This window comes from Roseiarcus sp. (assembly GCF_049514155.1).
Lineage (GTDB): Bacteria > Pseudomonadota > Alphaproteobacteria > Rhizobiales > Beijerinckiaceae > Roseiarcus.
In genome coordinates, this window is the sequence record NZ_JBEKVH010000037.1 from 1 (window position 1) to 19219 (window position 19219).

At 65.1% G+C, this 19219-nt stretch carries 16 protein-coding genes; 7 read left to right on the forward strand and 9 right to left on the reverse strand.

From position 1 onward, the window contains the following. Both ABSF49_RS07730 and ABSF49_RS07735 read left to right on the forward strand, forming a co-directional pair. Positions 1-822 (forward strand): sulfatase-like hydrolase/transferase (locus ABSF49_RS07730; protein ID WP_424112062.1); only part of this gene is annotated, 822 nt, incomplete at its 5' end. A gap of 134 nt (positions 823-956) precedes the next feature. Continuing rightward, positions 957-1823, forward strand: coding sequence for a formylglycine-generating enzyme family protein (locus tag ABSF49_RS07735; protein ID WP_424112063.1), 867 nt, complete (start codon positions 957-959; stop codon positions 1821-1823). Positions 1824-2260: 437 nt separating this feature from the next. Here the strand turns inward: ABSF49_RS07735 and ABSF49_RS07740 are convergent, their stop codons facing one another. The 7 genes from ABSF49_RS07740 to ABSF49_RS07770 all read right to left on the reverse strand — a co-directional run bounded on the left by ABSF49_RS07740 (position 2261) and on the right by ABSF49_RS07770 (position 9882). Then, positions 2261-3502 carry an LVIVD repeat-containing protein gene (locus ABSF49_RS07740; RefSeq protein WP_424112064.1) on the reverse strand — a complete coding sequence of 414 codons (1242 nt, stop codon included), beginning with the start codon at positions 3500-3502 and terminating at the stop codon, positions 2261-2263. 65 nt (positions 3503-3567) lie between these two features. Further along, positions 3568-4743, reverse strand: coding sequence for a trans-sulfuration enzyme family protein (locus ABSF49_RS07745; protein WP_424112065.1), 1176 nt, complete (start codon positions 4741-4743; stop codon positions 3568-3570). A gap of 2 nt (positions 4744-4745) precedes the next feature. Beyond that, positions 4746-6155 (reverse strand): pyridoxal-phosphate dependent enzyme, encoded by a 1410-nt coding sequence (locus ABSF49_RS07750; RefSeq protein WP_424112066.1) that lies wholly within the window; start codon positions 6153-6155, stop codon positions 4746-4748. Between the two features lie 74 nt (positions 6156-6229). Beyond that, complete coding sequence (locus ABSF49_RS07755) at positions 6230-6904, reverse strand: methionine ABC transporter permease (RefSeq protein ID WP_424112067.1); 675 nt, start codon at positions 6902-6904, stop codon at positions 6230-6232. Further along, positions 6885-7979, reverse strand: a complete 1095-nt coding sequence (locus ABSF49_RS07760) for a methionine ABC transporter ATP-binding protein (RefSeq protein WP_424112068.1) — start codon at positions 7977-7979, stop codon at positions 6885-6887. Before ABSF49_RS07760 ends, ABSF49_RS07755 begins: the two co-directional genes overlap by 20 nt. Beyond that, positions 7976-8995, reverse strand: coding sequence for a TauD/TfdA family dioxygenase (locus ABSF49_RS07765; protein WP_424112069.1), 1020 nt, complete (start codon positions 8993-8995; stop codon positions 7976-7978). Before ABSF49_RS07765 ends, ABSF49_RS07760 begins: the two co-directional genes overlap by 4 nt. A 74-nt stretch (positions 8996-9069) precedes the next feature. Further along, positions 9070-9882: a MetQ/NlpA family ABC transporter substrate-binding protein gene (locus tag ABSF49_RS07770; protein WP_424112070.1), complete on the reverse strand. Its 813-nt coding sequence runs from the start codon at positions 9880-9882 to the stop codon at positions 9070-9072. A 650-nt stretch (positions 9883-10532) separates the two neighbouring features. Here ABSF49_RS07770 and ABSF49_RS07775 point away from each other — a divergent pair. The 3 genes from ABSF49_RS07775 to ABSF49_RS07785 are packed head-to-tail and all read left to right on the forward strand — an operon-like array spanning position 10533 to position 15114. Beyond that, entirely contained in the window at positions 10533-13388 is a 2856-nt protein-coding gene (locus ABSF49_RS07775; protein ID WP_424112071.1) for a molybdopterin oxidoreductase family protein, read from the forward strand. 21 nt (positions 13389-13409) lie between these two features. After that, entirely contained in the window at positions 13410-14156 is a 747-nt protein-coding gene (locus ABSF49_RS07780; RefSeq protein ID WP_424112072.1) for a 4Fe-4S dicluster domain-containing protein, read from the forward strand. A 13-nt stretch (positions 14157-14169) separates the two neighbouring features. Continuing rightward, entirely contained in the window at positions 14170-15114 is a 945-nt protein-coding gene (locus ABSF49_RS07785) for a dimethyl sulfoxide reductase anchor subunit family protein (protein ID WP_424112073.1), read from the forward strand. A gap of 100 nt (positions 15115-15214) precedes the next feature. On the opposite strand, the gene ABSF49_RS07790 is transcribed toward ABSF49_RS07785, so the two are convergent. Next, on the reverse strand, positions 15215-15406 hold the full coding sequence (locus tag ABSF49_RS07790) for a hypothetical protein (protein ID WP_424112074.1): 192 nt from the start codon (positions 15404-15406) through the stop codon (positions 15215-15217). 107 nt (positions 15407-15513) lie between these two features. Beyond that, positions 15514-16425: a transcriptional regulator GcvA gene (gcvA, locus tag ABSF49_RS07795; RefSeq protein WP_424112075.1), complete on the reverse strand. Its 912-nt coding sequence runs from the start codon at positions 16423-16425 to the stop codon at positions 15514-15516. A gap of 392 nt (positions 16426-16817) precedes the next feature. Between gcvA and ABSF49_RS07800 the strand changes: the two genes are divergently transcribed. After that, positions 16818-17834, forward strand: a complete 1017-nt coding sequence (locus ABSF49_RS07800; protein WP_424112076.1) for an alpha/beta hydrolase — start codon at positions 16818-16820, stop codon at positions 17832-17834. A 339-nt stretch (positions 17835-18173) separates the two neighbouring features. Further along, on the forward strand, positions 18174-19214 hold the full coding sequence (locus ABSF49_RS07805) for an amino acid ABC transporter substrate-binding protein (RefSeq protein ID WP_424112077.1): 1041 nt from the start codon (positions 18174-18176) through the stop codon (positions 19212-19214). Positions 19215-19219: the final 5 nt, after the last annotated feature.

Genomic DNA, 19219 nt, shown 5'->3' on the forward strand with positions numbered 1-19219 from the left:
GAGTACCAGAAGCGCGCCCTCAAGTTCATGGAAAAGTGCGTTGCGGCGGACAAGCCGTTCTATTGCTATTTCAATCACTCGCTGATGCATTTCCCGATGAGCCCGCGCGACGAGTTCGTCGGTAAGAGCGACAACGGCGAGTGGGGCGACTGCCTCTTGATGCTGGACCATGACTTCGGCGTGCTGGTCGACAAGCTCGACGAGCTCGGCGTCGCGGACAATACCGTGGTGGTGATGTGCGGCGACAACGGTGCCGAGGATCATCTCGCCGGCCGCGGCACTGGCGGATTCTTTGATGGGTCGTATTTCAGCTCGGCAGAAGGCGGAATTCGCACGCCGCTCTTGATACGCTGGCCGAACCACATCAAGCCCGGCGTCGAAAGCAATGAAATGGTTCATGTCACCGACATGTTCACGACGTTGTTGAGTTTCGCCGGCTGCAAGCCGCCGGCTGACCGGCTGATTGATGGCGTCGACCAGAGCCCATTCTTCCTTGGCGAACAGACAACGTCGAATCGGGAATCGTGCATCGTCTGGCTGAAAGACGAATTGCATGCGGTCAAATGGAAGGACTTCAAGATCAACTTTAAGCGGCAGCAGCATTTCCACGACCCGGAACTGCCGCTCGGATTCGCGCGCATCACACACCTGAAGGAAGACCCGAAGGAGCGCGAGGCGGTCAATCAAAGGTACGTTCGCTGGTGGGTGATGCAGCACGCGCAACGTATCATTAGGGATTTCGAAAACAGCGCCAAGAAGGAGGAGCTAATCCCGCCGGGATCAGCGCTCGACTTCGTACCGAAGAAGTTTGCGGAAACGTAGTCCCTATGTCGGCGCCGAACACAGATGCGACAGGCTTACAGGTTCCGGCCGGCGTGAGCCGTGGAGAGGACCCGAGTCTTCTCCACGACGGGGCTCGGCCAGGGCACCCGCCGGACTCCGTCGAGCGGGGATCCATGATTTGGATCCCTGGCGGCAATTTCATCATGGGTTCGAACAGGTTCTATCGCGAGGAGCGGCCGGCGCGCGCCGCGGCCGTCGATGGATTCTGGATCGACCGGCGCCCGGTGACCAATGCAGAGTTTCGCAGATTTGTGCTGGCGACGGGATACCTGACTTTATCAGAGCGGGCGCCCGACCCTGCGGTCTATCCGGACGCCGATCCCTCGTTACTGGCGCCCGGCTCACTCGTGTTCATGAAACCGGACGGCCCGGTCGACTTGCGCGATTACCGCGCCTGGTGGGCGTACGTTCCCGGCGCGAATTGGCTGCACCCCGAGGGACCCGAGAGCAACGTCGACGACCGCTGGGACCACCCGGTCGTCCATGTCGCCTTCGACGACGTCGTGGCTTACGCCGCCTGGGCCGGCAAGGCGATTCCGACCGAAGCCGAATGGGAATTCGCCGCGCGCGGCGGACTCCAGGACGCGACCTACGCCTGGGGGGAAGAATTCGCTCCGGACGGACGAGCGATGGCGAACACCTGGCAAGGCCGGTTTCCCTGGGAGAATCTTGCCGAAGACGGCTACGAAGGCACTTCGCCGGTCGGTGCGTTCCCCGCCAACGGCTATGGGCTTTACGACATGATCGGCAACGTCTGGGAATGGACCGCGAGCGTCTACGCCCTGCCGCGCCCCGCCGCCGAAAAACAATCCTGTTGCCAGCCAAAGGAGAGCGTCGATCATTCTGCAAGCAGGGTCGTGAAAGGCGGTTCGCATCTATGCGCGCCAAATTATTGCCTGCGCTACCGACCTTCGGCGCGGCAAAGTCAGCCCCTCGATACTTCCACCACACACATCGGATTCCGCTGTGTCGTTCGATAAGTAGGTGTTACTCGGCCCCAGAGTCCGAACGCCGATCGGCGTCGCAATCCACTAACTGGCACTACGTTGGTGGGATCAGCCTTCTGCGCCTATTCACACCTTGTGAGGCGAATGTCTGAAACTTCGTTCTTGCATCCGAAACCGGACGTCTCTTGTCGACCAATGGCCGTCACGTTCGGCAACCGGTTCGAACGTTGCACTCGGGTCGATGATCGTCACTGCTAGCGAGTGTGACGCCGTCGAGGGGCCTTACTGGAACCCTTCCCTGACATCTGGAGTCCTCTCCCGTCCGCAGTTGTCCTCTGCTGTCTCGATGGCGCGGGTTGGCGCGCCCGGAGAGGTTCGAACTCCCGACCTCTAGACTCGTATTCTGGTCTCGCGTGTCGATTTCATTGAGGTCGGTCACCATGTGCTCGGAGGCGCCGTCACGTTGACGCTCAGCCGGCGAACTCGATGATCGAGAGCCCAGCGTTGTAGTCGGTCGCATAAATCAGCCCCGCGGCGTCGACGAACACGTCGGCGCTCTGGATCACTTTCGGACGGTCGGGGCGACGGTCGATCATGCGGGTTGGGGCGGCGGGGACAAAAGCGCCGATCTCCCGCGGCCGGTATGAATCGCTGATGTCGAAGGCGCGCACGCCCGCGTTTTGCCACGTGGCGAAGATCACGCTCGACGAAACGAATGACCCTTGCCGATTTTCGTGCAGGTTGTGCGGCCCAAAATGGGCGCCCTTGGCGGCATAGTCCGCATCATCCGGGGTTGGAAAGGTCGCGATCGACACCGGATTGGCGGGCTCCCGAATGTCGAACACCCAGACGTGTTTGCGTCCGTCCCCTTCGGCGTCGGCGACCGCCTCGTCGGCGACGATCAGGAGGTTGCGGTCGGGTAGCGGCAACGGCGAATGTGTGCCGCCGCCGAACGGCGGCGACCAGTTGCGGTGGGCGATCAGCCGCGGCTTCGCCTTGTCGGCGACGTCGAGGATGGTCAGCCCGCCGTCGCGCCAGCAGGCGTAAGCCGTATCGCCGGCGACCAACGCATGGTGGAGCGCGTAGCGGTGGTCGCTCGGCCAATCCGGCGTCTCGCCGGCGGCGCGGTTCAGGCCCGGCAGCCAATAGCGGCCGGCCTCGATCGGTCGGGTCGGATCGGCAATATCGACGATTAGCAGGATGTAGTCGGCGAAGCCGTCGAGGAGCGCCGAAACATAGGCGTAGCGGCCACCGTCGTGCCAAATGCGATGCGCGCCGACGCCGGCGATCGGAAAGAAGCCGATCTGCCGCGGCGCCTGTGGGCGGGCGATGTCGTAGATCGCGACGCCCGCCGACCAGTCGCGCGATTGCGCCTCGCCGAGGGCGTCGCCGACCGAACGACCGTAATAGGCCTTCTCGTCTGCGAGCTTCATCCGCGCAAAGACGTCGAGCGCGTGGACGACCAGCAAAAGATCGCCATGCGTCTGCAGGTGAATCGTCCAGGTGTTGGGCGGGGCCGGAATAAACCAGGTCTCGCCCGGACGCTTCGGGTCGCGCACGTCGGCGATGGTGAAGCCGGCCGACCACGGATGACCGACATAGGCATAGCCGCGATGGACCATCACTTGCAGTCCGTCGCCGCGGCCGCCCTGATTGGAATGGCCGACCAGGCGCATGTTGCGGGCGTAGACAGCCTGCGGCAGATCGGGCATCGGCGATCCTCGTAGCTGGGAAAGGCGGCGCTGACGCCGACGCGCCGACGGCCGGTGTCCGAGCCTCAAGCCGCGTCGAGCGCCTGATCGAGATCGGCGATCAAATCTGCGGCGTCCTCGATGCCGACGGATAGCCGCACGAGCTGAGGCGTGATGCCTGCGGAACGGCGCTGCGCCTCCGGGATCGAAGCGTGGCTCATCGTCCAGGGATGGCTGACCAGGCTCTCGACGCCGCCGAGCGACTCGGCGAGCGCGAAATAGCGGACGCGCTCCAGCGCGCGCACCGCCGCCGCCGGCTCGCCCTTGATGAAGAACGACACCATGCCGCCGCCGCTGCTCATCTGCCGCGCGGCGAGATTGTGCTGTGGATGGCTGGGCAGGCCGGGATAACGAACCTGCTCGACCTTCGGATGCGCTTCGAGGAAGCGGGCGACGGCGAGCGCGTTGGCGGCGTGCCGCTCCATCCGCAGCGGCAGCGTGCGCAGGCCGCGCAGCGCGAGAAAGCTTGAGAACGGGTCGAGCACGCCGCCAGTCGCATTCTGCAGAAAGCGCAGACGATCGATCAGGTCGCCGTCGTCGCGTACGACCGCTGCGCCGCCGATGATGTCGGAGTGGCCGCTGACGTATTTCGTCACCGAATGGACGACGATGTCGAAGCCGTGCTCGAGCGGCCGCTGGACGACCGGGGAGGCGAAGGTGTTGTCGGCGACGGCGAGGACGCCGCGCGAGCGCGCAAGTTCAGCGATTCCGCCAAGGTCGACGATGCTGAGCAGCGGATTGCCCGGCGTCTCAACCCAGATCAGCCGCGTCTCCGGCGTCAGCGCCGCCTCGACCGCGGCGCGGTCGCCGGCGTCGACGTGGGTGACTTTCAGTCCCGCCGATCGCGCGCGCACACGATGGAACAGCCGCCAACTGCCGCCGTAGAGGTCGTTCGAGGCGACGACATGGGCGCCGTGATCGAGCAGTTCGAGCACCGCCGATTGCGCCGCCAAGCCGGAAGCGAAGGCGAAGCCCGCCGCGCCGCCCTCCATCTCGGCGAGCGCGTCCTCGAACGCCGAGCGGGTCGGATTGCCGGAGCGAGAATATTCCCAGCCCGTGTTCACGCCGGGCGAAGACTGGACGAAGGTCGAAGTTGCGTAGATCGGCGTGATGACGGCGCCGGTCGCCGCATCGGGTTTCTGGCGGCCGTGAATGGCGCGCGTCGAGGGGCCTTGGCCCTGGGGTGTCGTCGTTCCGGTCATCGTCAGTCTATCCGTCGCCTGAGGTGATTGAGCAGATCGATGCGGGTGATGAGGCCGAGGAAGCGGTCGCTGTCGACCACCACCGCGACAAAATCCTTATCGAATATGCGCCGCAACGCCGGGATCGGCGCGTCGACGGCGATCGTTTCGATGTTGGTCGTCATCGCCACTCCGACCGGCTCGTCGAAGCGGGCCGGATTCTCACTCACCGCCAGCAGCAGGTCGGATTCGTCGACCAGACCGACGACGCGGTCGCCTTCGAGCACCGGCAATTGCGAGACGTCGTAGAGCTTCATCCGAGCGTAGGCGACCTGCAGCTTGTCGTCGGGCGCGACCGTCACCGCCGCGCCCAGATCATGGCGGCGGCCGATCAGGTCGCGCAGGTCGCCGGTCGCTGGTCGTTGGATGAACCCTTGGTCCTCCATCCAATAGTCGTTGAACATCTTGGAGAGATACTTGTTGCCGCCGTCGGGCGAGAGGACGACGACGCGCTTCGCCGCCGTCTGCTCGCCCGCATATTTCAGCGCGGCGGCGAGCATCGTTCCGGTCGACGAACCGACGAGAAGGCCCTCGCGCTTCAGCAGCTCGCGCGCCGCGGCGAACGATTCCGCGTCGCTCACGGCATAGGCGCGGCTGACCCGCGACAGGTCGGCGTTCAAAGGAACGAAATCTTCGCCGATCCCCTCGACCAGCCAGCTTCCCGCTTCGCCCGGCGGGCGCTTCTCGACTACGTCCTTGAGGATCGAGCCGGCCGGATCGGCGAGAATGATTTCGGTCGTGGGCGAACGCTCGGCGAAGAAGCGGCTGAGGCCAGTCAGCGTGCCGCCTGAACCGACGCCGCAGACGATCGCATCGACCTTGCCCTCGAGCTGGGCGAAGATCTCGGGTCCGGTTCCGGTTTGGTGCGCAAGCGGATTGGCGGGATTAGCGAACTGGTTGATGAAGATCGTGCCTGGCGTCGCCGCGGCGAGTCGCTCGGCCTTATCCTGGTAATATTCGGGGTGGCCCTTGCCGACGTCGGAGCGCGTGAGGACCACCTCGGCGCCCATCGCCCGGAGGTGGAAAATCTTCTCGCGGCTCATCTTGTCGGGGATGACGAGGATCAGCCGGTAGCCCTTGGCGGCCGAGACCAGCGCCAGCCCAAGTCCGGTGTTTCCCGCCGTCGCTTCGACGATCACGCCGCCGGGCTTCAACCGTCCGTCCCGCTCGGCCGCCTCGATCATCGTCAGCGCAGGCCGATCCTTGATCGAGCCGCCGGGATTGGCGCCTTCGAGCTTGAGAAACAATTGGCACAGGCCGCCGTCGAGTTTGGTGATCTCGACGATCGGTGTGTTGCCGATCAGGGAGAGCGGGTTCTTGGCTGAACGGGGCGGCGCCGAAGCGTCGGCGGCGAGGTTGAACGGCAGCGTCATGACGGGGTCCGTATTGGCGTTAAGCGGCGTCGTCTTCGGCGTAAGAGGTCGATGAAGTCGTCGCGGCGTTGTCGCTAAGGCCCGGCGCGGAATCTGCCGCTCTTGTCGAGCCGTATCGCCGTCCAGTCGCCGACCCATTGCAGCGCGCACACCAGCGCAATGAGAACGACGACGACGACGATCATGATGTCGGTCTCGAAGCGCTGATAACCGTAGCGGATCGCCAGATCGCCAAGGCCGCCCGACCCAACCGCGCCCGCCATGGCGGAGGCGCCGATCAACGTCACCAAGGTCACCGTGAATCCGGACGCCAGGCCCGGCAGCGCCTCGGGAATCAGCACCTCATTGACGATGGTCCAGCGGTTGCCGCCCATCGCCCGCGCCGCCTCGATCAGTCCGGGATCGACTTCGCGGAACGACAGCTCGGCGATCCGCGCGTAATAGGGAATGGCCGCAATCGATAGCGGCACTATGGCGGCGGCGACGCCGATCGACGTGCCGACAATGAGACGCGTCAGCGGAATGACGGCGACCAGCAGGATGATGAAGGGGATCGACCGGCCCGCGTTGACGACCGCGCCGACGACTCGGTTGAGCGGAATCTGTTGCCAAATGCCGCCCCGGTCAGTGGCGATCAACAGCAGCCCGAGCGGAAGCCCGAGCGCCAGCGAAATGCCGCCGGCGGCGACCGTCATGACGACCGTCTCGAGCAAGGACTGCCAGAGCAGCTCAATCATCGTCGACGACATGTCCGAGCGCCTCCACCTCGCTGGCGCGTTGGCGCAGGAACTCGAGCGCCGCCGCAAAACTTGTTTCATTCCGACCGTCGAGCTCGAGGAAGAGCGCGCCGACCGCTCTGCCCTGCACCGTGTCGACGCCTCCGTGCAGCAGCGACGCCCGCGCGCCGACGGCGAGCGCCAACTCCGCCAGCAGCGGCTCGCGCGCCTGGTCGCCGACGACGACGACCTTCAGCACCGTGCGCCTGCCGCGGCCGGGGACGAGGCGCGCCACGAGCGCTGCGGGCAGGCTCGGCTGAAAGGCGCGCAACAGACTGCGCGTCGTCGCCGCGCGCGGCGTCGCGAAGACCCGCCAGACCGGCCCTTGCTCGACGATCCGCCCATCGTCGAGCACCGCCACGCGGTCGGCGATCGCTCGCACCGCGCCCATCTCATGGGTGATCAGAAGGATGGTCAGATCGAGGGCGCGGTTGATGTCCTTCAACAGGCTGAGGATCGAGTCGGTGGTCTCGGGATCCAGGGCCGAGGTCGCCTCGTCCGAAAGCAGCAGCGCCGGTCGCGCCGCCAGGGCGCGCGCGATGCCGACGCGCTGCTTCTGTCCGCCGGAGAGCTGCGCGGGATAGGCGCCGCCCTTGTCGGCGAGTCCGACGAGATCGAGCAGCTCGGCAACTCGCGCGACGCGCGCGGCGCGCTTCTGGCCTTCGATTTTCAGCGGCAGGGCGATGTTGTCGGCCACGGTCTTGGCCGACAGCAGATTGAAATGTTGGAAGATCATGCCGATGCGGCGACGCAGCGGCTGCAGTTCGCGCTCGCCCAAGCCAACGATCGAACGGCCGTCCACCTCTACTTCGCCGCTGTCGGGCCGCTCGAGGCCGTTGAGGCAGCGGATGAGCGTCGACTTGCCGGCGCCGCTGCGGCCGATCAGGCCGAGAATCTCGCCGCGCCGGATCGACAGCGAGACCCCATCGAGGGCGGCCGTCACGCCGAACCGTTTGGTCACGGCGTTCAGCCGAACGACGGGCGGCTCGTCGGAATCGGCGGTCGGGTCGATCGTCAGCGGGTCGAGCGTCCCCGTCAGCGCGTTCATGCGGCGATCTCGCGCAGCAACGCAAGGCCGCTGACAGCCGGGGAGTCGTGGGCCGTCGCGCTCGAATAGAGTCGAGGATCGATGGGTCGGAAGCCCTTGGCGTTGAGCGTCAGCCGAAGCAGTAGCCGCTTGCGGCCGGTCTCCGACCAATCCTCGAACCGCGAGCGCGCGTGCAAAGTAGTGAGATTGTTCAGCAGCAGCACCTCGCCGGGCTCGAGGCGAAACGTCGTCTTCACCCGTTCGCCATAGCGTTCGAGCGCGTCCATCGCTTCGACCAGCTTCGAATCGCCGTCATCCGCGACGCCAAGATCGTCGGCGAGGTAGGGAGGCGCGTAACGGACGCTGAGAGCTCGCCCGGCGGTCGAGAAGACCGGAACACGGCGCGCCGTAGTCGTCGGCTCGCCATGCGTTCCCGCGGCGCGCCGATGGTTGTGCGCGCCGCGATAAAGCGCCGGCAGGAGATCGGGCCGCTCGCGCAGAAAGAGATTGTGGACGGCGAAGCCGCTGGCGACCGAAGTGTCGCCGCCGCGCCGCGCGGCGCGCACCGTCATCAAAGCGACCATGTCGCAGGCGTTAGTATGGAAGCAAAGCGGTCCGTCGCCGGCGCCGTGACGCGCGCTTGACGCCGAGTCGTCCGCGGTCGTCGCGACTTTGGCGAGTTCGCCCTGCCAATGCTCGCCGGCGAGGCGCGAGCCCAGCTCCCATAAGACGAGCTTCAAGGTCTCGAGCGGCGCGCCATCGACGGGAAACCCTCTGACGACGGCGAAGCCGCGGCCGTCGCGAACTTCGGCGAACGGCGCCGCGAGCGCAGCCGCGAACTCGGTGTCGAAGAATTGCCTGCGATCGAAGGCGTCAATCGGCCGCCGGCATTCGGCAAGCGCGCCGGCGCGTTCCATCAGTCGGTGGACTGCGGGCAACGGCAAACGAACGACCCAATCCTCTTTGTCGGGCAGTTCGTCACCGATCCAGGCGCGACGATCGACGACGTACGGATAGAACGGCGTCATGGCCAGCATCTTCCGTTCAGGCGGCCTCCTCGCCGGCCCGGGCGGTGGGAGACGCCCGGGTGCGCGAGGAGGCCGACGGGACCTCACCAGGCCGGCACGCCGGTGCCGTGATAGGTCTTCGCCAGCGCGTCTTTCACCGCGTCGTTCTGGTAGGCGGCGACCAGCGACTTGACCCAGGCATCGTTCTCGTGGCCGGCCTTGACCGCGATGAAGTTGCGATAGGGGTTGTCGGCCAGAGGCTCCTGGGCGATGCGATCGGTATCTGGCTTGAGGCCTGACTTGAGCGCCCAGTCGGTGTTGACCACGGCGGCGTCCAGGTCGTCGATGGAACGGCCGACCACGCCGGCGTCGAGTTCCTTGATCTTCACGTCCTTCGGGTTGGCGACGACGTCGGCGGTCGTGGCGAGGATGCCTGAGCCATCGCGCAGTTTGATCAGCCCAACCGACTGCAGGACGATCAGCGCGCGGCCTTCGTTCGAGGGATCGTTGGGCACGCCGATGATCGCGCCCTTCGGCAATTCGGCCACTGAATGGTGCCTGTGCGAATAGAGGCCGATCGGCCAGACCGCGGTGAAGCCGACCGGCACGATGTGATAGCCGCGCGTCTTGATCTGATTGTCGAGATACGGCTTGTGCTGAAACGCGTTGGCCTCGACGTCGCCGCGCTCGAGCGCTTCGTTGGGCTGCGTGTAGTCGTTGAAGACGACCGTTTTGATCGTCAGGCCGCTCTTGGCCGCCTGTTCCGCGACGACTTTCCACACGTCTTCATCTTCTCCGCCGACGATGCCGACGCGCACCGACTCGGCCGCGGCGGGAGACGCGGGTGCGACCGCTAAGCCAGCGAAAGCGAACGTCGACGCCAGCGCCAAACCGAGAATCGAACGACGCCCGCACATTGCCCACGCCACTGCTGCTGAAGAGATCGGAAGGCGGTCAGCCGGCTTTGCGGACGAGGTCATTGCAGGATTCCTTGTTCTCGAGCGCCGTGTCGTTGGGCGGCGCTAAGGCCATAGACTATTTAAACCATCGTTTTTGTCAATTTATTATTTGTGCATCGCTGGTACGCGAAATTAGCGAGCCTGCCAGGCCGCGCGGCCCATCGCGCGGGCGCCGCCGACGTCCCGTTCGGTGCAATTGTTGTGGGATTGCTGGCCCAGTCGCGCATAAACCTGCGCGCGGGTCATTCAGGCCGCCGTTGGGTCGCGCGTGGCGTAGGCGCAGTAGGGGAGGCGCAGACGCTGCGAACGCGACAACTTAATGAATTGACAAAATCGATTGTATTTATAGACTCATGTCGTGATCCGTTCCTCAAGATTTGCGAGCCGGGCGATAGCCTCCGTCTCCTCTTCAACTGCGACTGACAGCGGCGCAGCAGCTCGCGCTCCGCATGCGAAAGCGTTCTGCGTCATTCAACTTGATTACGGTCGGTGGTGCTCGGGCTTGGGATGACGTCCAAGCGCAACCGCCTGTCGCGGTCGTTCGCCGGGCGGCCGCCAATGGCGGCGCTCCAGCTTCGCCAAAGACGATCGTCCGGGGTGCGAACAAGATGCGCAAGGAACCGGATGTCGATCTGTCGCCGACGGTTTCCGACGTCGTCAAATTCACCACCTGTTACATGTGCGCGTGCCGGTGTGGCATCAAAGTCCATCTGCGCGATGGGCAGGTTCGCCATATCGAGGGCAATCGCAATCACCCGGTGAACAAGGGCGCGCTGTGCGGCAAGGGCGCCGCCGGCGTCATGCAGCACTACTCTCCTGCGCGTCTTCGCAAACCGCTGAAGCGCGTTGGCGAGCGCGGCAAATCCGAGTTCGTCGAGATCGAATGGGACGAGGCCCTGGCGATCGCGACGGAATGGCTATCGGCCATTCGCCGCAGCGATCCCAAGAAACTAGCGTTCTTCACCGGACGCGATCAGAGCCAGTCGCTGACCGGCTGGTGGGCCTCTGAATTCGGGACGCCGAATTTCGCCGCCCACGGCGGTTTCTGCTCGGTCAACATGGCCGCCGCCGGACTCTACACGATCGGTGGCTCGTTCTGGGAGTTCGGCGAACCCGATTGGGACCGCGCTCGCTACTTCATGCTCTTCGGCGTCGCGGAAGACCATGACGCCAACCCGATCAAGGCGGGCTTGGCCAAGCTCAAGGCGCGCGGCGCCAAGATCGTCTCGGTCAATCCGATCCGCACTGGCTATTCCGCGATCGCTGACGAGTGGATCGGCATTCGTCCGGGAACCGATGGACTGTTCGTTCTGGCGCTGATTCACGAGCTGTTGCGCGCCGACAAGGTCGATCTCGACTTTCTCGTCCGCTACGCCAACGCCCACTGGCTCGTCATTCAATCGCCGGGGGCGGCCGATCACGGGTTATTCGCACGCGATGCGGACGGTGAGCCGCTCGCCTGGGACGCACGCGACAAGGCCTTGGTGAAAGCGGGAAGCGTGGACATCGCGCCCGCGGTGGTCGGCGAATTCCCGCTGGCCGACGGGCGCAAGGCGGTTCCGGTCTTCCAGCTCGTGGCGGCGCGCTACATGGATGCGCGCTACAGCCCGGAGGCGGTTGAGGCGACTTGCGGGGTCAGCGCCGATCACATCCGGCGCATCGCCGCCGAACTCGCTGAGGCCGCTTTCGAGCAGACCATCGAACTCGACGTCGAATGGATCGACTGGGCCGGGCGCAAACACGACAAGATCGTCGGCCGCCCCGTCGCGATGCACGCGATGCGCGGCGTCTCCGCCCATAGCAACGGCTTTCACACGTGCCGCGCCATCCATCTGTTGCAGGCGCTGCTCGGCGCAATCGACTGTCCCGGCGGATTTCGCTTCAAGGCGCCGTTTCCGCAAGCGATTCCGCCGGCGCAGAAACCGGCCGGCAAGACCGTGTCGCCCAACACGCCGCTTGGCGGCGCGCCGCTCGGCTTTCCCATGGGGCCGGAGGATCTGCTGCTCGAGCCGGACGGAACGCCGATCCGTATCGACAAGGCCTTCTCCTGGGAGGCGCCGCTCGCCATTCACGGCATGATGCACATGGTCATCGCCAACGCGTGGCGGGGCGACCCCTATCCGATCGATACGCTATTCTTGTACATGGCGAACGTGGCGTGGAATTCGTCGATGAACACCGCGCGCGTCATCGACATGCTCGCTGACAAGGACGCCGACGGTCGCTACAAGATTCCGCATTTCATCTATTCGGACGCCTACTTTTCCGAGACGGTCGCCTACGCCGATCTGGTGCTGCCCGACACGACCTATCTCGAGCGCTGGGATTGCATCTCGATGCTGGACCGGGCGATCGGCTCGGCCGACGGGCCGGCGGACGCCATTCGCCAGCCGATCGTCCCGCCTGACCGCGACGTTCGCGCCTTTCAGACGGTGCTGCTCGACCTCGGCACCCGCCTCGGCCTCCGCGGCATGACCAAAGAAGACGGGTCGGCGAAATACCCAGGCGGCTATCCCGACTACATGGTCAATCATCAGCGCGCGCCTGGCGTCGGGCCGCTCGCCGGCTGGCGCGGCGAAATCGGAGAGACCTACGGGCGTGGCGCGGTCAATCCAAAACAGCTCGAAGCCTATGTCGCCAACCAATGCTTCTGGCGTCATGAACTCGCGCCAGATCAGCAGTTCTACAAGTTCGCCAACCAGCGCTATCTCGAATTCGCCGCCGAAATGGGCTTCGTGCGCTCCCCGGCGCCCATCATCATTCAGCTTTACAGCGAGCCGCTGCAAGAGTTTCGCCTGGCGGCGGAGGGGCACGGGCCGATCCAGCCGCCCGACGATCTGCGCCAGCGGGTCAAAGCCGCGTTCGATCCGCTTCCGATCTGGTACGCGCCGTTGGAGGAGGAGAGGGTCGACCGCTCGGCCTATCCGCTTCACGCGCTGACCCAGCGCCCAATGATCATGTACCATTCGTGGGGATCGCAGAACGCCTGGCTACGGCAGATTCTGGGCCGCAACAGGCTCTATGTCGCCACGATCACTGCGCGCATGCTCGGCCTCGCCGACGGCGACTGGGTGCGCGCGTTCAGCCACAATGGCGCGATCAAGGTCCAGATCAAGACCATGGACGGCGTCAATTCCGACACCGTCTGGACCTGGAACGCAGTCGGCAAACGATCCGGCGCCTGGACGCTCGCGCCCGACGCGCCGGAAGCGCGCAAGGGATTTCTGCTCAATCACTTGATCAGCGAACACCTGCCTCGTCTGGCGGACGGTCGTCGACTGTCGAATTCCGATCCGATCACAGGTCAGGCGGCGTGGTTCGATCTGCGCGTGCGGATCGAGAAATGCGAGCACGGCGACGAAACGACGCAGCCGCAGTTCGCCACGTTGTCGCGACCGCCGGGACTCGAACCGGCGCCGGCGGTCAAACGACGCGGCTTCGCGTTCGCCCGTCGCGTTCGGTGAAGCGGAGGGAGGCGATTCGTCATGACCGATCTTCCCGCAGCGCCTGCAGCTATCCGCCTCGGCCTCGTCGTCGATCTGGACGCCTGTGTCGGCTGTCACGCTTGCGCGACGAGCTGCAAGGAATGGAATACGGGCGGGCGCTGGGGACCGCTGACCGACGTCAACACCTACGAGGCGGAGCAGCGCGGCGTGTGGTTCAACCGCGTCTTCACCTACGAAGTCGGCGGACGCCGAGAGGACGCGCGAACCGTCCATTTTCCCAAGGCCTGTCTGCATTGCGAGAATCCGCAGTGCGTCACCGTCTGTCCCACCGGCGCTTCCTACAAGCGCGCCGCCGACGGAATCGTTCTGGTCGACTTGGATCGCTGCATCGGCTGCAAGCTGTGCGCGTGGGCTTGCCCGTACGGAGCGCGCGAGTTCGACGAGGACCAAGGCGTGATGAAGAAATGCACGCTTTGCGTCGATAGACTCTACAACGACAATCTCGCTCCGGCGGATCGCGCGCCCGTTTGCGTCTTGAGCTGCCCGACCACGGCGCGCCATTTCGGCGATTTCAACGACCCTGAGTCGAACGTCTCACGTCTCGTGCGCGAGCGCGGCGGCTTTGATCTGGCCCCCGAGTTGGGCTACCGGCCGACCAGCAAATACCTGCCTTCGCGACCGCGCCGAAGCGCGCCCCACGAGGAGTCTCAATCCGGCGCCCCGGGCGCGGCGCGCGACCATGTCGGCGGCTTCCTGCGCTGGGTCGACCGCGCGCTTTCGCGCTGACAAGGCGCCGCGCATGGATCCAGCCTATTCGATCATCGTCTTCACCACCGCTTCAGGGGCGGGCTATGGCCTGCTCGTCCTCGTTTCGCTGTTGGCGATCGGCGGCGTATTGCCCCCAACGAGCGGGCTTGGGCTCGCCACGCTCGGGGCGGCGGCGGCGCTGATCGCCGCGGGGCTGTCGAGTTCGGCGCTCCATCTCGGCCGGCCGGAGAGGGCGCTCGGCGCCTTCAGCCAGTGGCGCTCGTCCTGGCTCGCTCGCGAGGGCGTCGCGGCGGTCGCGACTTTTGCGCCGCTCGGTCTTTTCGGGATCGGCTGGGTTTTCTTCAACGACGTCGGCGGCTTTTTCGCCTGGATGGCGGGGGCGTGCGCGCTTCTCGCCCTGCTGACGGTGTCATGCACCGCGATGATCTACGCCAGCCTCAAACCGATCCGGCAGTGGCGCAACGGCTTCGTCCTGCCCGGCTATCTTGCGCTGGGCGTTTACAGCGGTTCGCTGCTGCTGGTGTCGCTGACCCAGACGTTTGGCGTCTACAGGCCGGATTTCACCGTACTGGCCGTCATTCTGCTTGGCGTCGCTTGGGCGATCAAATGGGGCTACTGGCGCCATATCGACGCCGCGTCGGCGCATATCCATCTGGGCGCGGTCACGGGTTTGGGCCGGTTGGGTCCGGTGCGGCTGCTCGAAGCGCCCCACACCGAAGCGAATTTCGTCATGCGCGAGATGGGCTACGCGATCGCGCGCGCGCATGCCCGCAAATTGCGCGTCGTCGTGCATGTTGCGCTCTTTCTCGCGCCCCTGGCGCTGCTCGGCGTCGTCGCGGCCGGTCCCCCAATTCAGACGCAGTCGGCCGCGCTGCTGGCGGTCCTCAGCGCGGCGCTCGGCGTCGCCGTCGAGCGCTGGCTGTTCTTCGCCGAGGCGCGGCACGTCAGCATGGTGTTTTACGACCGTGCGGGGTGAGCGATGCGAGCGAGTGACCCGTTTGCTAGAGCGGTGGGGAACGCTTGACTGACGGAGCGGTTGAAACGCCGCGCTGGCGTCTCATTCGCATGAATCGACTTCAGGCGGCGCGACAAAGCCAGTCTTGCTTCTGAGCGGCGAACAGGTTCAACACTTCGCGGCGCGCGACGCCGTCGCGACGCATGACGCGGACGACGATCGGATCGTCGAGCATGTCGAGCAGCGTCAATTCGCGATCGACGAGCGGCGGGGTCGGCCGCGGTTGACCCATTTCATGAAACATCGCGCGCACAGGGGTTCTCGTTTGGACAGCCGGATCGGCGATCGAAACTGAGCCACCCAGGCCGAAGCGACAAGCGAGCGTTTCTCGCCTCACGATTGAGCGTTGTTGATCGATCGTCATGCGACGTCGCGCTGATCGCCCTCGCCGCCAGCCTGGCGGCGCAGCCAATCGTGGAAGTACGACACCTTGGGCAGATTGAGCTTGGCGCGCGGCGCGACAAAATAATAGGCGAAGTCGACCGGGCGCTCCGTCTCGATCGGTCGGACGAGACGCCCAGCTTGCAGGTCCGCCGCGGCCAGCGCCGATTTGGCGAGCGCGACGCCGCGGCCGAGAACCGCCGCCTCGATCACCAGGCTCGCCTGATTGAAGCGCGGCCCGCGCTCGACGTCGCCGTCATCGACACCCGCCGCGCGAAGCCACATGTCCCAGTTCGGGCACGAAGGATCGTTGTCGGGACTATCATCGTGCAAGAGAGTCAGCTTCAGCAGATCGCGCGGCGCGTGAAGCGGCTGGCCGCGCAGCAATGCGGGACTGCAGACGGGCGTGACGGATTCGGTGAGCAGCTTCTCAAAGAAGACGTCGGGATAACCGCCAGCGCCGTAGCGCACGGCGACATCGATACGATCGCGGGCGAAATCCACCAGTTGCATCGACGCCGACACGTGGACGTCGATCTCGGGATGTTCGCGCTCGAACGATTGCAGCCGCGGCAGCAGCCATTTTGCCGCGAACGACGGTGCGACGCTGACCGACAAGGCACCGGCCTCGCCGAGCGAGGCGATCGCCTCCATGGCGTCCGAGAGGCGGGCGAAGCCTTCGCGTAAGTCGCGTAGTCCCGCGGCGCCGGCGTCGGTGAGAACGAGGCCGCGACCGTCGCGCTCGAAGACGGGAAGGCCGATGTGATCTTCGAGCAGACGAACCTGATGGCTGATCGCGGCAGGGGTGACGTGCAGTTCGTTCGCCGCCAGCGACAGGCTGAGATGGCGCGCCGCGGCCTCGAAGGCGCGCAGCGCGTTCAGGGGCGGCAACGCTCGGCGTGGCGGAGAACTCATTACAGGCCTTGATGGATAAATACATTTAATAGATAGAATAACTGTCTAATACGACACGCGCAAAGGAGCAAGTCGGCGCGAGGCCCTATCGGCTCTCCCGCCGCGCAAAAGAAGGAGACCCGCCATCCTGGATGAGGGATGGCGGGCCGGGTCTAGAGAGAGGAAGCGTACGCCGCAGCCGGACAAGCGGCGGCGCAGAAAGAGGATAGCTCAGACACGGCCATTCCCGCACGCGAGGAATATCGAAGCGTCGCATCAGATTTCCTCACGCCAACTGCGCTCAAGTCTCGCTTCAGGAAACTTTGATTGCGCTCGTCGGCGCACTGGGCAGTTTGGGGCGAGCGAGAAATGTCGCAGGGAGCTCGGTCTTGCTGCAAATCGTCAGGCGCAACGATTCGAGCGGACTCGATCGCCGGGCAGGCCGGATCGTCGCGGCGCTTTCCGAGTCGACGAATTTCGCGACCCTTGACGCCGAAGCAGCGCGCGAGACGTTTCGACGCTCGCGCGCGCCTTATCTTTGGCCGCTCGACGAGGTCGCGGACGTCCGCGACCTCGAGGTGGGGCCCGACGCGCCGCCGATGCGGCTTTTCCGGTCGCTCGCTCGCGCGCCAGGGCTTCTGCCACTGACCTATGTCTTCTTGCATGGTGGCGGCTGGACGCTTGGCGATCTCTCGACTTACGAGCCGCTCTGCCGTCGCCTGACGCGCGTTCTGCGAGCCGATGTGCTTTGGGTAGGCTATCGCCTGGCGCCGGAGCACCCGTTTCCCGCCGCTCTCGATGACGCGCTCGCGGCGTGTCGTTGGGTCTTTTCCCATGGCGCCGCGCTGGGGCTTGACCCGCACAAAGTCGGCGTAATCGGCGACAGCGCCGGCGCAAACTTGGCGGCCGTCGCCGCGACGCTGAACGCCAACGGCGAACTCGGCGCCAAGTTCGCCGCGCAGATTCTGATCTACCCCTGTTTGGATCTGACGCGCCGCCATCGCTCGCACGTCGCTTTCGCCAAGGGATTCTTGCTCACCAAGGCTCTCTACGATTGGTATGTCGGCAATTATCTTGCGGGCCACGACGCCAGGGACACCCGCGCCTCGCCGTTTCTTACGCCCGATCTTTCGGGTCTCGCCCCCACGGTCATCCTGCACGCTGGATTCGATCCGTTGCGGGACGAGGCGATCGCCTATGTCGCTAGGCTGCGGCGCGCGCGCGTTCCCGTGGTCGAAATCGCTTTCGCCGACATGATCCACGGGTTCGTCAACATGGGCGCCGCCCTGCCACAGGCCGGCGACGCCCTCGATTGCATCGCCTCGGCGTCGCAGGGACTGCTGGCTTGTCGACCGCATTCGCCTCGAAGGTTCGGCGTGTCGATCGCCGCCGACGTTGCGCGCTGATTCCATGCGTCTTCGCCGACGCTACGCGGCTTCGTCGGCTGATTGTCACGCGAGAAGGCCGCGTGCCCACACGGCGAATCGGCCCGGCTGAGACTCGCCCGGAACATCAATCAATCGAGCATTTTTGGGATTTGGCCGGCGCAGAAGGGTTGCGGTGGTTCAAAATAGGTAATAGATCGATTTACTAGATTAATTTGTTGAGGCGCGCTAGCGTTGCGGCGCGGGGGCGCGGGTTCGCGTTTGGAACGGCCACGAAATTCGGGCGATCCAGAGCGCCGCGAGGAAAACGAGCGCCGTCTGAGGACGTTCGCGACTCCGAGAATGGAACGAGGGAAATTCATGTCGACGACTTCAAACATTCGCTGGCCTCGCATCGCGATCGCGATCGTGGCGCTGACGGCTGCAATTGGCGCAGCAGTTCCCGCCGACGCCGGACCGACGCTCGACAAGATCAAGGAGCGCGGCGTCATCCGGGTCGGCGTCGGCAGCGAGCCGGGCTTCTTCACTCCTGACGCCAACGGCAAATGGCAGGGCTTCTTCGTCGACTTCGGTCGCGCGCTCGCGGTGACGGTGTTCAACGACCCCGACAAGGTCGAGTTCACCAACTCCTCGCCGCAACAACGCCTTCCGGCACTGCAGGCGGGACAATTCGACGTCCTGCTTTCGGGCGTCACGCAGACGGTCACACGTGCCTTCAAGTTGAACTTCCACTTCGGGCCGGTCGTCTTCTATGATGGCCAGGGCATTCTGGTGAAGAAGTCGCTTGGCGTGACTAAGGCCGCAGACCTCGAAGGCGCCACGATCGGCGTTCAGAGCGGCACCACCGGCGAGCTCAACATCGCCGACTTCTTCAAGAAAACCGGCAAGACCTACAAGCCGGTGGTGATCGAGGATACCGACACATTCACCCAGGCGCTGCTTTCGGGCCGCGTCGACGCACTGACCCAGGACAGCTCCGACCTCGGCCTGCGCCGCTCCGCCTTCCCCAATCCCGACGACTACGTTCTGCTGCCTGAGCGGTTGTCCAAGGAGCCGCTGGCGCCGGCGGTGCTCGGCGGCGACGACCGCTGGCTCGAGATCGTTGACTGGACTGTTTACGCGACGGTGCAGGCGGAGGAATACGGGATCACCAGCCAGAATGTCGACAGCTTCCTGAAGAGCGACGACCCCGGAATCAAGCGTTTCCTCGGCGTCGACACGTCGCTCGGCGAAGCGATCGGTCTCGATCCGAAATTCGCTTACAACGTCATCAAGAAGGTCGGCAACTACGGCGAAATCTTCGAGCGCAATCTCGGCAAGAGCACGAAGATCGGCTTCGAGCGCGGCCTCAACAAGCTGTGGACCCAGGGCGGTCTGATCTACTCGCCGCCGTTCCGTTGACAGAT